This window comes from Methylocystis sp. S23 (genome assembly GCF_054106005.1).
Genome location: NZ_CM134185.1, coordinates 1019383 through 1034528, shown reverse-complemented (window position 1 = coordinate 1034528; position 15146 = coordinate 1019383). Strand labels below are relative to the sequence as shown.

Annotated in this window: 8 protein-coding genes; 2 read left to right on the top strand and 6 right to left on the bottom strand. The window is 62.8% G+C overall.

What is annotated here, in order from left to right; genetic code table 11:
• Window positions 1–67: 67 nt before the first annotated feature.
• Window positions 68–2413, bottom strand: a complete 2346-nt coding sequence (locus ACV7JP_RS05325) for a DUF1549 and DUF1553 domain-containing protein (protein ID WP_457798186.1) — start codon at window positions 2411–2413, stop codon at window positions 68–70.
• 473 nt (window positions 2414–2886) lie between these two features.
• Window positions 2887–3504 carry a helix-turn-helix domain-containing protein gene (locus tag ACV7JP_RS05320; protein WP_457798185.1) on the bottom strand — a complete coding sequence of 206 codons (618 nt, stop codon included), beginning with the start codon at window positions 3502–3504 and terminating at the stop codon, window positions 2887–2889.
• A 209-nt stretch (window positions 3505–3713) separates the two neighbouring features.
• Here ACV7JP_RS05320 and ACV7JP_RS05315 point away from each other — a divergent pair, with 209 nt between their 5' ends.
• Window positions 3714–4211, top strand: a complete 498-nt coding sequence (locus ACV7JP_RS05315) for a GlcG/HbpS family heme-binding protein (RefSeq protein WP_457798184.1) — start codon at window positions 3714–3716, stop codon at window positions 4209–4211.
• A gap of 159 nt (window positions 4212–4370) precedes the next feature.
• Here the strand turns inward: ACV7JP_RS05315 and ACV7JP_RS05310 are convergent, their stop codons facing one another.
• From ACV7JP_RS05310 to ACV7JP_RS05295, 4 genes are all read right to left on the bottom strand, one after another.
• Window positions 4371–5849 carry an MBL fold metallo-hydrolase gene (locus ACV7JP_RS05310; protein WP_457798183.1) on the bottom strand — a complete coding sequence of 493 codons (1479 nt, stop codon included), beginning with the start codon at window positions 5847–5849 and terminating at the stop codon, window positions 4371–4373.
• A 115-nt stretch (window positions 5850–5964) separates the two neighbouring features.
• Complete coding sequence (locus ACV7JP_RS05305; RefSeq protein WP_457798182.1) at window positions 5965–9147, bottom strand: efflux RND transporter permease subunit; 3183 nt, start codon at window positions 9145–9147, stop codon at window positions 5965–5967.
• Window positions 9138–12266: a multidrug efflux RND transporter permease subunit gene (locus ACV7JP_RS05300; protein WP_457798181.1), complete on the bottom strand. Its 3129-nt coding sequence runs from the start codon at window positions 12264–12266 to the stop codon at window positions 9138–9140. The genes ACV7JP_RS05305 and ACV7JP_RS05300 overlap by 10 nt, the downstream gene beginning before the upstream one ends.
• Complete coding sequence (locus ACV7JP_RS05295) at window positions 12263–13516, bottom strand: MdtA/MuxA family multidrug efflux RND transporter periplasmic adaptor subunit (RefSeq protein ID WP_457798180.1); 1254 nt, start codon at window positions 13514–13516, stop codon at window positions 12263–12265. Before ACV7JP_RS05295 ends, ACV7JP_RS05300 begins: the two co-directional genes overlap by 4 nt.
• A 232-nt stretch (window positions 13517–13748) precedes the next feature.
• On the opposite strand from ACV7JP_RS05295, the gene ACV7JP_RS05290 reads away from it, so the two are divergent.
• The gene (locus tag ACV7JP_RS05290) at window positions 13749–15113 is read left to right on the top strand and encodes a PQQ-dependent sugar dehydrogenase (protein ID WP_457798179.1); all 1365 of its coding nucleotides are present in this window, start codon (window positions 13749–13751) and stop codon (window positions 15111–15113) included.
• The last annotated feature ends 33 nt before the right edge of the window (window positions 15114–15146 follow it).

Genomic DNA, 15146 nt, shown 5'->3' with positions numbered 1-15146 from the left:
GCGCTCTAAACTCTGGAGTGGGTTGCGCCTTCCGCGATCGGGCGGCTCCGCCCGATCGCGGCGCGATCTAGAAGCGGTAGACGAAGTCGTTGGAGTTCACGACCGTGTGCACGAGGTCGACAAAGGCCGAGGCGCGCAGCGGATCGGCGGGATTTTCCTTGGCGCCGACCGGCAGCGCGATGGAAAGCTTTCCGTCATCCGCCTTCTGGGCGATCGTCCTTTGATGCTGGTCGAGGAAGGCGCGCAACGCTTCCTTCTCGGCCTCCGTCGCCTTGCGTGCGAACAGGATCTGGTAGAGACGATCGATGCGCGCCGTCTCGTTCTGTCCTGCTTCGTTGATGACCCGACCGGCGAGCGCCTGCGACCATTGGAAGATCTGATCGCTGTTGTATAGCGTCAACGCTTGCAGCGGCGTCGTCGTCACGTCGCGTTTGCTGTGAATCTGCTGCGCGTTCGCCATGTCGAAGGTTTCGAGAAGCGGATAAGGCAGGCTGCGACGCGTGAAGATGTAGATGCTGCGGCGCGTGTAATCCTTCGGATCCTTGGACGTCGTCCAGGCCGGATCGGCGTTGAAATTGTTGCCGCCGGAAAGGTTGGCCGGCAGCGGCGGGAAAACGCTGGGGCCGCCGATCTCGCCATTGAGCTTGCCCGACGCGACGAGGATGGAGTCGCGAATCTCTTCGGCTTCAAGGCGCTTGCGCGGGAAGACTGCGAGGAGCTTGTTCTCGGGATCGACCTGGCCGACCTCCTCGCGATAATCCGACGATTGGCGATAGGTCGAGGACAGCAGAATGTCGCGATGGAGCTTCTTGGCGCTCCATCCGTCCTTCACGAAGCGGTCGGCAAGATAGTCGAGCAGCTCCGGATTGGTCGGCTTGTCCCCCGCCTTGCCGAAGTCGGAGACGGTCACGACGATGCCCTTGCCAAAATACTGGTTCCAGATGCGATTGACGAAGACTCGGGCCGTGAGCGGATTGGAGGGGCTCGCAAGCCAGTTCGCCAAGGCCGTGCGCCGTCCCGACGACGTCGCCGTCGGCTTGATGTCGGGCTTTTCGCTCGTCATCGCCTCCGGGAAGGCCGGCTGAACCTCATCGAGCGGCTTTTCGTGATTGCCGCCAAAGAAAATATAGGTCGGCGGCGCATCCGGATGGCCGAGCTCCGACGCGGTGGTGAAGGTGTTGGCGCCGCGGTTCGGCCGCTTGTCGGCGAATTTCTGAAGTTCGCGCGTGAGCTTCTGATACTCTTCGAACTTCTGCACCATTTCGGGGCTGTGCTCGGGCGCCGTCTTGTCTTCTGCGGCGTAGCGCAGGAAGGCGGCGAGCTGCGGCTGATCGGTCACCGCGTCGAGACGGTGGTTCACCCAGCGATCGAGCGCGTTCCACTGCTCCTTCGGCTTGAAGATCGACTCCCGGCTGTCGGTGAGATAGCGCTCCTTGTGATATTTGAGCGCCGCGTCATGGACGCTGTCGATGATGGCCTTCTGCCTGGCGCGAATATCCTTGGTCGCCTCGTCGTAGATCGCCTTCGCCGCCTCATAGGCGAGTTCCTGCTCGCCTTTCGCCGCCGGCGCCTTTTCCTCGAAAGCCGTGTTCGCGAAGAAGGCCTGCAGCGAGTAATAGTCCTTCTGCGTGAATTTGTCGGTCTTGTGATTATGGCAACGCGCGCAGCCCACGGTCGTGCCGAGAATCGCCTGGCCGATCGTGTCGACAATGTCGGTGGCGATCTGATATTTGCGCTGGATCAGATCGCGGGAGTTGCTGTTGTCCGGATAGCCGGCGAGGAAGCCGGTCGCGACGAGCACGTCCTGATTGCCAGGCGCGAGTTCGTCGCCGGCGATCTGCTCTTGGATGAAGCGCGAATAGGGCTTGTCCTCATTGAACGATTTGATGACGTAGTCGCGGTAGCGGAAGAGATTGGGGCGCGTGCTGTCGTTCTGGAAGCCGGTCGAGTCGGCGTAGCGCGCGAGATCGAGCCATAGACGCGCCTGCCTTTCGCCATAGCGCGGCGAGGCGAGAAGACGGTCGACAAGCTTTTCATAGGCGTCCGGCGCGGAGTCGTTGACGAAAGCGTCGACCTCCTCGGGAGTCGGAACGAAGCCCCAGGCGTCGAGCGTGGCGCGGCGGATGAAGGTCGCGCGATCCGCGTCCTGCGAGGGAGTCAGACCCCGGGCTTCGATTTTCGCAAGGACGAAAGCGTCGAGCGGGGACCGCACCCACTCCTTCTGCTTCACGATCGGAACGAACTGCGCCTGCGCCGGCAGCCAGGACCAATGCGGCTTTGACGGCTTTGGCGTCTCCGCCGCGGCCCCTGACGCTGTAGGCTCGTTCGTTTTCACTTCCGCGGCTACGGCGAGAGCGCCGACGGAAACGCTCAGTAGCATTGCGAGATAGGCTTTCTTGAGGGTGCTCTTCATTTTTTCGGCCTCAATCCAACGGCTTATTGCTGATTGACGTGACTGCTTTTCGACGGGGGCGCGCCCGAATGTTTGCGAAGCTTAGATCACATAGACTACAAAGTCTACCTATAAGATATGAAAAACTGCGCCCTCATTGGCGGGGGAAGAACAGCTTCCACAGGAGCGTTCGTCGGAATCGAAGCGAGAAAGCGCTTGCGACCGCCGGCGACGCGCTTTTTCCAGGTCGAGAGAAAGTTCGGAGAGGCTTTCGCGGGTCAACCGAGCCAAGCAACTCCCGCCGCCAACGCGCTTTGCGCTGGAATGCCCGTGCTGCTCCCGGGTCGGGGCCTTGCGGGCGGCGTCTTCCGGAGGGGCGTCTTGGAGGAAGATGAACGCTCCGAGCGCCGAGACGCGGCGCCGATGGCGCCGGGAGCGCCCGACGGAGATGGCGCCGAGCGACTATCCTACAGGGACAATAGATAAATGCGCATCTAACAGGCGGCGTCGCATAGCCCCGGCTCATAGGACATCACCAGATAAATCGTCGCGGGCGCCGAGCCGAGATTGCGATAGCTGTGCGGAATGTCGGCAAGGAAATCGATGGCGTCGCCTTCTCCAAGAATATGAGGCGCCTCCCGTCCTACCGACACTTCAACCGAGCCCTTCGCGACGACAAGGTTTTCTTTCGTGCCCGGCGCGTGAGCCTCGACCGTCTGGCGGTGATGAGGCGCGAGCACGATTTCGTAAAATTCCGCCGCGCGCTGTCCGCTGTATGGAAACAATGGGCGCGTTTGGAAATTGCCGTCATGCGAGGTGACGCTGTGCCGGCGATTGTTCCGGATGACGAGAACGTCGCGCGGCCCTTTCGACGCGACGAGGCTTCCAAATGGAATTCCGAGCGCGTTCGCGATGCGCCAAAGATGATTGATCGTGGGGGTTATCGCCCCTCTCTCGATGCCGAGCAGCTCCTTCGGATCGATGCCGCTGAGTTCCGCGAGCCGTTCGAAGGAACGGCCTTTCTTTGCGATCAGCTTCTTGAGCCGGTCGGCGACGGTCGCGGCGACGGCGTTTTCCGCGGCGGCGTTGCGGTCTTCGAGATGTCTTGACATGTCCATAAATCCTATCATCTAAGCATTTAACGATTCTCCTGGGTTGAGGTCAAGGCCCCAACGGGGCAAAGACAATATGCTATGGAAATCAATTTCATTACCGCTATCGAAGTTGGCCGCGTGTCTGGAGTGCTTGTCAATTGAACCATACTAAAATAGTGTATTTGAGTTTCGTCGATCGCCATCGACGTCCAGTTGGAGCCGCGCTCATGAAGTCCCGTTCGGTTTTTTTCTCTATGATGGCCCTCGCGGTCGCCGCGACCGATATCGCGCCCGCAAAAGCAGAGCTTTTGACGTTGAAAGCGCTGTCGACTCCGATCGCGCTGAGCATCGCGCAGACAGCTTATGACTCCTGCCTGCAGCAGGGCTATCATGTGTCCGTCACCGTCGTCGGCCTCGAAGGCCAGGCGCTCATTTCCTTGCGGGGGGACGGCACATCTCCCCACACGATCGAGAACAGTCTGCGCAAGGCCTATACGTCGCGCACCTTCCGCGTCCCTTCCGGGGAATTCGCCCAGCGCGTGAAGGACAATCCGACGTCCGGGCAAGTGCATCTCGCCAATATCGTCGCGGCGCAAGGGGCGCTGCCGATCAAGACGGGGGACACGGTGATCGGCGCCGTCGGCGTATCCGGCGCGCCAGGAGGCGAAAAGGACGAAGCCTGCGCGAAGGCGGGAATAGAGAAGGTCGCCGATCAGTTGAAGTGAAGACGATCGCGGAACGGTAAGGATAGAGGCCCGACCGAATTGGCGGGCCTCTTTTTTGTCGCGGATAAGTGAGATTGCAAAAAGAAGCCGCCCCGAGGGGCGGCTCAAGTCAGAGGAAGAGGAACGACGTAAAAAATGGGGGAGCGCGTCGTAGCTCTATTATTGCGCAAGCGGTGGCTGGCCGATCGCCGCGCGCAGGTCCGCCAGAGCCACGACGCGCGGACCGTGAAGACCGACGATCTGCGTGACGTCGAGCTTCAATTTCTGGATATTGTCGTAGAGATTCACCGAATAGGGGTTTGGCGTCTTGGGCGGCGGCGCGTCTTTCGCGGTCGGCGTATAGGCGTCCGCCTCAATGGCGATTTTCTCCGCCGGCAGGTAGATGAGCGCCAAATCGTCGCTATGGCCGCTGCCGGCGATGCGATGCACCTCGATCTGACGCGATCCGTCGGAGAGAACGTACTTATCCGTATAGGTCTCGAATTTCGCGGCCTTCCTCGACTGCGACAAGCGGTCGGGGCGCAGCGTGTGCGGCGCGGCCCAGGCCTTCTCGTAAAAGGGCTTGTCGAGTTCATGCGTCACGATCGCGGCGCCGGCGTCGACGAAGGTGCGCAGGCCGCCCGAATGATCGAAATGGACGTGGCTGTTCACCAGATATTTGATCGGCTTGTTCGGCGCGATCTCGGCAATCTTGGAGATGAGCGCGAGAGAGCGGTCTTCATTGAGCGGCGCCTCGACGAGGACGACATGATCCTTCTGCTCGATCGCGACGCTGTGATGCGTGCCGCCAGTGAGCCAATAGACGCCTTCCGCGAGCTTGTTGACGGTCACGGTCGGGGCAGGGGCCTTGAAGCTCGCGACGTTCTCCGGAACGGGGATGTCGGCTCCGGGATTGAGTTTCGCCGAGGCGATCTTCAAATGCAGCACGGGATAGCCGCCCTGCGTGCGGGTCAGTTCGGCCGGGAACTGCACGCCGCCGAAATCCTTATAGCCGGAGAATTTCGTTTCCACCTGTGTGTCGCCCAGCACCGGGCTGTCGATCCAGGTGCGAACCCATTCGAGCTGATTGGCGGCGTTGATATAGCCCTCATATTTGTGGCCGGCTGCGGCGAAAGAGACTTGCGCGCCGGCGCCGGAGGCTTCGGATTTCGCGCCATTGGCGAGGGCGGCCTTCAGAAAGCCTTGCGGCGTCGTCCAGATTTCCGCCGTCCGCTCCTCGACGGCAGCCAGTTGCGGCGTGGCGACGGGCGCTGCGTCCGCGGGCGCGCCCTGCGGCGGCGCGACGTTCCACGCCTTGTCGCCGCTCACGAACCAGGAAAGCTTCTGCTCGGTCGGCGTCGGGCGCAGGCGGCCCGGCTCGACAGTCTGGATGCGGGTGAGCAGCACGCGCGCGGCCGGCGCCTCGAAATTCACGCTCGCCGAATAGCTGCGCAATTCGAATTGCGGCCACGCGCCGCCCGGAACGGGCGCCTGGCCGAACTGATACCAGTGGCCGGCGCCGGCGAATTCGAGAGATGCAGCGTTAACGGCGCCGAGCGCCGCGGCCGCCTCCTGAAGCGAGGCGGCGTCCGCGCCGATCGGGAGAAAGACGAAGGCGGCGGTCAGGCCGCGGAGGGCGATGGAGGGAATATGCATCATTGGGTTCGATATTCCTTATCCCTAGTGGATAAGTAGATTTAATGCGATCAAAGGGCAGAGAGTCAAGGGAAATCTTCGATAGCCGGCTTAAAAAGCATACGCCCTGAATAGGGAATCATACGCCTGGGCGGCTTGCTTCCACTCTTAGGCGGCGCGTGAAGGCCATGCGCAGGCCCTTCATGAAGCGCTCCGCCTTGTCGACATAGAGGAACATGACGGGGGTCGTATAAAGCGTCAGCAATTGGCTGACGACCAGCCCGCCAATGATCGCGACGCCGAGCGGTTGCCGCATTTCCGCGCCCTCGCCCGAGGCGATGGCGAGCGGCGCCGCGCTCATGATGGAGACGAGCGTCGTCATCACGATCGGCCTGAAGCGGCTGGCGCAGGCCTCGACGATCGCGTCGCGCGCCGAGTATTCGCGCAGGCGCTCGGCCTCGATGGCGAAATCGACGAGAATGATCGCGTTCTTCATGACGACGCCGATGAGAAGCAGGACGCCGATCATTGCGACGATGCTGAATTCCGTTCCGCATATGAGCAGCGCGGCCAGCGCTCCGAGCTCCGCCGAAGGGAGGGTGGAGAGGATGGTGAGCGGGTGAAAGAAGCTCTCGTAAAGAATTCCCAGAATGATGTAGACGGCGGCAAGGGCCGCCGCGATCATGAAAGGCTGATTGGCGAGCGCGTCCTGATAGCTCGCCGCGGTCCCCGCGAAGGCGCCCTGGATCGAGGTCGGCGCCCCGACTTTCGCAATGGTTTCCTTGATGGCCTCCTCCGCGTCGCTCAACGCCCTGCCCTCTGCGAGGTTAAAGGAAATCGTAACCGCGGCGAAGTGCCCCTGGTGGTTCACCTGCATCGGCGTCGGCCCGGCGTTAAGAGACGAGAAGGATGCAAAGGGAATCATGCGTTCCGAGGCGTTCGCCGGCGCCGCTATTCGCGTGGGGGAGAGGGCCGGCGCCGGAGCGCCGCCGCGCGCGCCGATATAGAGCTCCGCCAGCGCATTGGGCGTCTCCCTGTATTTTTCCGCGAGCTCCAGCACGACGTGATATTGGTTCAGCGGTTCGAAAATCGTCGACACTTGCCGCTGACCGAAAGCGTCATAGAGCGTATTGTCGATCTGGCTCGAGGTGAGGCCCATCCGCGCGGCGGTCTCGCGATCAACCTTGACATCCGTGCGCAGGCCTTTTTCCTGCTGGTCCGAATTCACGTCCGCCAGCGCCGGGTGGCGCCGCAGCGCCTCGGTGATGCGCGGGGCCCATTGGCGCAAATCGTCGAGCGCGTCGGCCATGAGCGTATATTGGAAAAGCGCGCTGCTCGACCGGCCGCCGACGCGGATGTCCTGAACGGATTGCAGGAAGAGCTGGGCGCCTGGAATTTGCGCAAATTTCGGGCGTAGCCGGGCCACGATCTTTTCCGCGGAAACCTGACGTTGCTTCAGCGGTTTCAGCGTCACCAGCAAATCGGCGACATTCACGGAGCCGCCCGGGCCGAAGCTGCCGCCGATCGAGCCCGTCGCCGATTCGACGCCCGGGTCGGTCTGCAGAATCGCGATGAACTGCTCGAGCTTGCCCTTCATGACGGTGAAGGAGACGCTCTGATCCGCGACCAGGGCTCCGCGCATGCGTCCCGAATCCTGCACCGGAAAGAAGCCCTTCGGTATCACCGTGAAGAGATGATAGTTCAGGCCGACCAAAGCGGCGAGTAGCGCGAGCGCGACGCGGCGCCGGCAAAGGACGAATTCCAGGCTCGATAGATAGAAGCGATGCAGGAAGGCGAGGCAGGCTTCGCTCGCCTTGAAGAGCCAGAAATTCGAGCGGCGCGGCGTATCCTTCAGGAGCTGCGCGCACAGCATCGGCGCCGCCGTCACCGAGAGGACGAGCGAAACGAGAACGGCGACGGAAAGCGTCGCGGCGAATTCCCGCATCATGAGGCCGATGATGCCGCCCATGAACATGATCGGCAGAAACACGGCGATCAGCGAGAGCGTCATCGACAGGACGGTGAAGGCGACCTGCTGCGCGCCGAGAAGCGCCGCCCGCGTGCGGGTCATGCCGCCTTCCATGAGCCGGACGACGTTTTCCACCACGACGATCGCGTCGTCCACGATGAAGCCCGTCGCGATCGTCAGCGCCATCAATGAAAGATTGTTGAGGCTGTAATTGAGAAGATACATGCTGGCGAGCGCGCCGAGCAGGGAAACGACGACGCAGACGCCGGGGACGACGGTCGCGCGCGCGTCGCGCAGAAACACGAAGACCACGATGATGACAAGGATGACGCTCAGCGCCAGCGTCGTTTCGATCTCATGCAGAGAGGCTCTGATCGTCAGGGTTCTGTCCTGCACGATGCGCATCTCGGCCTCGGCTGGCAACGCCGCGGAGAGCGGTCCCATCAACGCCTTGATGCGGTCCACGACCTCGATGAAATTGGCGCCCGGCTGGCGATAGATCTGAATCTGGACGCCCATGCGCCCGTTGCTGAGGCCGAAATTCCGGGTGTCCTCCACGGAATCGATCACTTCGGCCACGTCATGGAGCTTGATCGCCGCCCCGTTGCGGTAGCCGATGATGACGCCCGCGTAATCCCGCGCCTTGCGGGACTGATCGTTGGCGTAAAGCTGATAACGCTGGTCGCCCGAGACGATGGCGCCTTTGGGGCCGTTGTAATTCGTCGCGCCGAGAGCCGCGCGCACGGTTTCGAGCGACAGGCCATATTGCGACAAGGCGCGCGGATTGACCTCCACGCGGACCGCCGGAAGCGCGCTTCCGCCGACCGTCACCTGGCCGACGCCCTCGATCTGCGCGAATTTTTGCTGGAGAATATTGGAGGCGACCTCGAAGAGCGCTCCTTGAGACAATCTGTCCGAGGTGAGCGAGATGATGATGACCGGGACTTCGGCCGGATTCGACGTTCTGAAGGTGGGATTGTTTCGCAGACTGGCCGGCAGATCCGCTCTCGCGGCGGCGATCGCCGCCTGAATATCGCGCTGCGCGCCGTCAATATTGCGGTTCAGATCGAATTGGAGACCGATACGGGTCGAGCCGAGCGAGCTCGACGACGTCATTTCCGTCACGCCGGCGATCTGTCCGAGACGCCGCTCGAGCGGCGTCGCCACCGAGGACGCCATAATCTCGGGGCTCGCGCCCGGCATGCTGGCGGAAATGGAAATGACCGGATAGTCGATCTGCGGAACCGGCGCGGCCGGCAGGACGAAGAACGCGACGAGGCCCGCAAGACAAAGCCCCAGCATCAGCAGGCTCGTGCCGACGGGACGGTCGATCGCGCGTTCGATCAGACGCATTCTTCGCGCGCTCCGCCGGAGGACGGGACGCTCCGCTCATCTTTGAACGGCAGGCGCTTCGCCAGACCGTCGAAGGCGAGATAAATGACGGGCGTCGTGAAGAGCGTGAGGATCTGGCTGAGGATCAACCCGCCGGCGATGCTGACGCCGAGCGGGAGGCGCAGTTCCGAACCTTCGCCGCCGCCGACGATCATCGGCAGCGCGCCGAGCAGCGCGGCGAGCGTCGTCATCAGGATCGGACGAAAGCGCAGAAGACAAGCCTTGTAGATGGCCTCGCGCGGCGAGAGCCCTTCATCGCGCTCCGCCTGCAGGGCGAAGTCAATCATCATGATGGCGTTCTTCTTGACGATGCCGATGAGGAGAATGATGCCGATGACGCCGATGATCCCGAGATCGTTCCCTGTGAGCATCAACGCCAGAAGGGCGCCGATGCTCGCCGAAGGCAGAGTCGAGAGGATCGTGATCGGATGAATATAGCTCTCGTAAAGAACGCCGAGCACGATATAGACGGTGACGATCGCGGCGAGGATGAGCAGCAGCGTGCTTGTCGCCGACGCGGCGAAAGCCTGGGTCGCGCCCTGGAAGACAGTGATGACGCTCTGCGGCGTCCCCATGTCGCTCTGGGCCTGCTTCAGAGCGGCGATGGCGTCTCCGAGCGCATAGCCCGGCGCCAGATTGAAGGAAATCGTCGTCGCCGGGAATTGAGCGAGATGGTCGAGCGATAGCGGCGCCGCGGTCTCCCTTATCGAGACGAGCGACGCGAGCGGCACTTCCGCTCCGCCGGCGCCGGGTACGCGAAGGGAGCCGAGCGCTTCGACTCCCGGAACGCTTCGTTCGTCCGCCTGAAGAATGACGCGAAACTGGCTCGTCTGGGTGAAGATCGTCGAGACGATCCGCTGACCGAAAGCGTCGTAGAGCGTGTTGTCGATCGCCGAGACGGTAATGCCGTAGCGCGCGGCCGCGTCGCGATCGATCTCGACATAGAGCGCGCGGCCGGAGGTCTGGGCGCTGCTGGAGACGTCCTCGAATGGCGGCAGGCTCGCCAGCCGATCGACGAGCTGCGGCGCATAGGCGGCAAGCTCTTCGGGGTTCGCATCTTGCAGGGCGAAGTGATAGGCTCCGCGTCCGCCGCCGGAATCGATGGTGAGATCCTGCACGGGCTCCAGGAAGATGGAGATTCCGCCGATTTGCCGCGCCGCCGTCTGCAAGCGGCGAACGACCTCCATCGCCGTAGCCTTGCGCTCCGATCTTTCCTTCAGCTTGATCAGGACGCGGCCGTTGTTGAGCGTCTTGTTCTCGCCGTCGACGCCGAGCGTCGAAGTCACGGAGTCGACCGCTTCGTCCTCGAGGAGGCGCTTCACGAGCGCCAATTGCCGGCTGGACATGGCGGAGAAGGAGACGCTTTGCTCTCCGATCGTCGCGCCCTGTATCAGGCCCGTGTCCTGAACGGGGAAGAAGCCCTTGGGAATGACGATATAAAGAGCGGCCGTGAGGCCGAGCGTGGCGAAAAAGACGGCGAGCGTCGCGCGGGAGTGATTCATCACCCGCGTCAGCAAACGGCCATAGACGTCGATAACGGCGTCAAACCATGTCGCGCCCTTCGCATGGCTGTCGACATGGCCGTGCATGTCGCCCTGTGCGAGGAGCTTGCCGCAAAGCATGGGCGCCAAAGTAAGAGAGACGATCGCGGACAGGACGATCGTCGCCGAGAGCGTCACCGCGAACTCCCGAAACAGCCGGCCGACGACGTCGCCCATGAAGAGCAGGGGGATCAGAACCGCGACGAGCGAGATCGTCAGCGAAACGATCGTGAAGCCGATTTCGCGCGCGCCTTCCAGCGCGGCGTCGACAGGCGTGCGGCCCTTTTCCAGATAGCGCGCAATGTTTTCGATCATCACGATGGCGTCGTCGACGACGAAGCCGGTCGCGATGGTCAACGCCATCAGCGTCAGATTGTTGAGGCTGTAGCCCAGAAGATACATGGCGGCGAGCGCGCCGATCAGCGAGAGAGGAACGGCGACGCTGGGGACGAGAGTCGCGCGCAGGCTGCCGAGGAAGAGATAGATGACGCCGACGACCAGCAGGATGGCGAACAGGAGCTCGAATTGCACATCCTCGATGGAGGCGCGGATGGTCGTCGTGCGGTCCGACAGAACCGTCAGCTCGACGGCGCCGGGAAGCGAGGCCCGCAGGTTCGGCAGCAGGGCTTTGATCTGATCGACGACCGCGATGACATTTGCCCCGGGCTGCCGTTGAACGCCGATGATGATGGCCGGCGTCAGGTCGCTCCACGCGCCGAGCTCGCGGTTCTCCGCGCCATTGGCGACCTTGGCGACGTCGCGCAGACGCACGGGGCCGCCGTTCCGGTTGGCGACGATGAGCTGGTCGTAATCCTTCGGGCTCCTCAACTGATCGTTGGAGTCGATGGCGAATTCCTGCGAGCGGCTGTCGATGTTGCCTTTCGGAAGATTGACGTTGGCGCTCGAGATCGCCGTGCGCAAATCCTCAAGCGACATGCCGTAGGAGGCGAGCGCCGCGACATTGGCCCGCACGACCACGGCCGGCCGGTTGCCGCCATTGACGCTGACGAGGCCGACGCCGGAAAGCTGTGAGATCTTCTGCGCGATGCGCGTGTCGGCGAGCTGCTGCACGTCGGTCAGCGGGATCGTCCCGGAGGTGAGGGCGAGCGTGAGGACGGGCGCGTCGGCGGGGTTGATTTTCGCGTAAACCGGAGGCGCCGGAAGATCCGCGGGAAGAAAGCTCGCCGCCGCGTTGATCGCCGCCTGCACCTGCTGCTCGGCGACGTCGAGCGTCACCTTCAAGCTGAATTGCAGCGTGATCACGGAAGCTCCGCCGGAGCTTGTCGACGCGATCTGCGTGAGGCCCGGCATCTGCCCGAGCTGTCGCTCGAGCGGCGCGGTGATGGAGGACGCCATCACCTCCGGGCTGGCGCCGGGATAGAAGGTCCGGACCTCGATCGTCGGGAAATCGACCTGGGGAAGCGCCGCGATCGGCAAGAGGCGATAGGCGATCGCTCCTGCGAGAAGGATCGCCGCCATCAGCAGCGAGGTCGCGACGGGGCGCAGAATGAAGGGTCGTGAAATATCGACGGCGCTCACGACGCGCCGTTCTTTGCGGCAGGCCGGCGGCTGGGCCCGCTTGGCTCGCGTTCGGCGCCGGGAAGCGCGACTGCCGCGCCCTCGCGAAGACGATCGGCGCCTTCGACGACGACTTTCTCGCCGGCGGCCAGACCGTCGCTGACGACGACCTGCTCGCCTTGCGCGGGGCCGAGTCTCACCGGCCGCGCCTGCACCGTGGCGTCTTCTCTGATGGCGTATACGAAGGGACCTTTCGCGCCCTGCTGCACGGCGGCGGACGGCGCGAGCGTGGCGTCGCGGAGCGTGTCCACGAGGAGATCGGCGTTGACAAACTGGTTCGGGAAAAGCCGCTCGTCCTCGTTCTGGAATTCGGCGCGGAGCTTCACCGTGCCCGAAGATGCGTCGATCTGATTGTCGACGGCGATCAGATGGCCGCGGGCAAGTTCGGTCGACCGCTCGTGATCATAGGCGACGACCGTCAGCGTCTCTCCCGCGCGCGTTTTTTTCAGCACCGCGGGAAGCCGGCTTTCTGGAAGCGTGAAAACCACCGTTATGGGCGACAATCGCGTCACGACGGCGACGCCGTTGGCGTCTCCCGGCTGGACGTAATTTCCCTGATCGACCTGGCGCAGGCCGACGCGGCCGTCGATCGGCGAAACGATCTTGCAATAGGCGAGATTGAGCCGCGCCTGGTCGACGAGCGCGCGATCGATGGCGACCGTCCCTTTATATTGGTTGATCAGAGCGCGCTGCGCATCGACCTGCTGCGCGGAAATCACGTCCTTCATCTTGCGGATGAGCGCCTCGTAGCGCGCGAGGTCACGCTCGGCGTTCTGCAGCAGCGCCAGGTCCTTTTGCAACTGGCCTTCCGCCTGCGCGAGCGCGAGCTGGTAGGGACGAGGGTCGACGCTTGCGAGAACGTCGCCCGCTTTCACATATTGCGCTTCCTTGAAATCGACGTCGACGAGATGGCCCGAGATTCGCGTCTTCACCACAGCGGTCGCCGACGGCGTCACCGTGCCCAGTCCGCTTAGAACGACCGGAAAATCGCCTTTCACGATTTCGGCCGCGGCGACGCGAGTCGGCGTCCGGCCAGGCCCTTTGCCGATCTGGCCCGCTTCTTTCGGATTGCCTGCGACCTTGGAGTAGCCATAGCCCAGGCCGGCGATGGAAAGCGCGACCAGCGCAACCCCGGAGACGAGTCGCAGCGTCAGCCTCAATTTATGCGGACCGTACCCGCGCCGATCATTTTCGGCGATGTCGGAACTCATCGCGGTTCAGCCCTTTTCAAAGTTGAGACGATAAAGCTATCTAATAGATAGAAATAAGGCAAGAACCATTCTCCAAAAAAGGCCACGCCGAGGCGCGCCATTTCATATGTCTGTGATAAATACTCGTATAAACAATTATATAAGTTGATTTGACGATCGCCTCTCGTTCTCGCTGTTGCGCCAATAACGCTATTGTTATAGTAGGATATAAATGGGAATGGGAGTTTGAAAAATGGCCGGAAGGGCGCTTTCGACGACGTTGCTGCTTTCACTCGCGCTTGGCGCGTCGCTCATCCCGCTTCAATCGAAGTCCGAGCCCGAGCTTGCGCGGATCGGCGTCGCGGCTTTCGGCGATTGGCGGACGGATGGTCCGGGGCAATGGCGCAAGATCGCGCCTTCGGACCTGCCGAAGCCGCTCGCCAGCGAGCCGAAGGCGGAACGGTCGCAAATCGCCCCGCGCCCCGCGGGCGCCGCGCCGAAGACGGCTGACGGATTCAAGGTCGAGACATTCATCGAGGGGCTCACCGGCCCGCGCGTCCTGCGCTTCGCGCCGAATGGCGATCTGTTCGTCTCCGAAAGCAGCGCGGGCCGCATCCGCGCCTTCAGATTGGCCGACGGCGCGCTCAAGTCTTCGCAGAGCGAAATTTTCGCGAGCGATCTCGAGCGTCCTTATGGCGTCGCATTCTACCCTCCCGGTCCCGACCCGAAATATGTCTATGTCGGCACGGTCTCGAAAGTCGTGCGCTTTCCGTATCGCAAGGGCGATCTGAAGGCGTCCGGTCCGGCCGAGCTTGTCGCCGGCCCCTTGCCGACAGGCGAAACCGGTCATTGGACGCGGGATATCGTCTTTTCGCGCGACGGCAAGACGCTCTTCGTCGCCGTTGGATCGAGGTCGAATGTCGCGGACGGGCATGTCAGGCCTTCGCCGGCGGAAGTGGCCGAGCTCGAAGCGCGGAACGGCGTCGGCGCGGCCTGGGGGCCCGAACGCGATCGCGCCGCGGTTCTGACCTTCGACCCCGACGGCGCGAACAAGCGCGTTTATGCGAACGGTCTGCGCAATTGCTCGGGTTTGCAACTGCGTCCCAATAGCGACGAATTATGGTGCGTGGTGAATGAGCGCGACATGCTCGGCGACGATTTGCCGCCGGACTACGCCACACGCGTCGCGCCCGGAGCGTTTTACGGTTGGCCCTGGTATTATATTGGTCGAAACGAGGATCCGAGGCATGCCGGCGCGCGTCTCGACCTCGCGGACAAGATCGCCGTTCCGGACGTGCTGCTGCAACCACATTCGGCGCCGCTCGGCATCGCCTTCTATGAGGGCGATCAGTTTCCGGCGGAGTACAAAGGCGACGCCTTCGTCGCGCTGCACGGATCATGGAACCGCGCGAAGCGCACGGGTTACAAGGTCGTTCGCCTGAAGTTCAAGGACGGACGACCGACCGGCGAATATCAGGATTTTCTCACGGGCTTCGTGTTGGACGACGCGCGCGTCTGGGGGCGGCCGGTCGATGTCGCCGTCGCGCCGGACGGTTCGCTCCTCGTCAGCGAGGATGCGAACGGAACGATCTATCGCGTTTATCGCGACGCGCGATGAGACGACGCCCCTTCGCCATGGCGAGGGGGCTGC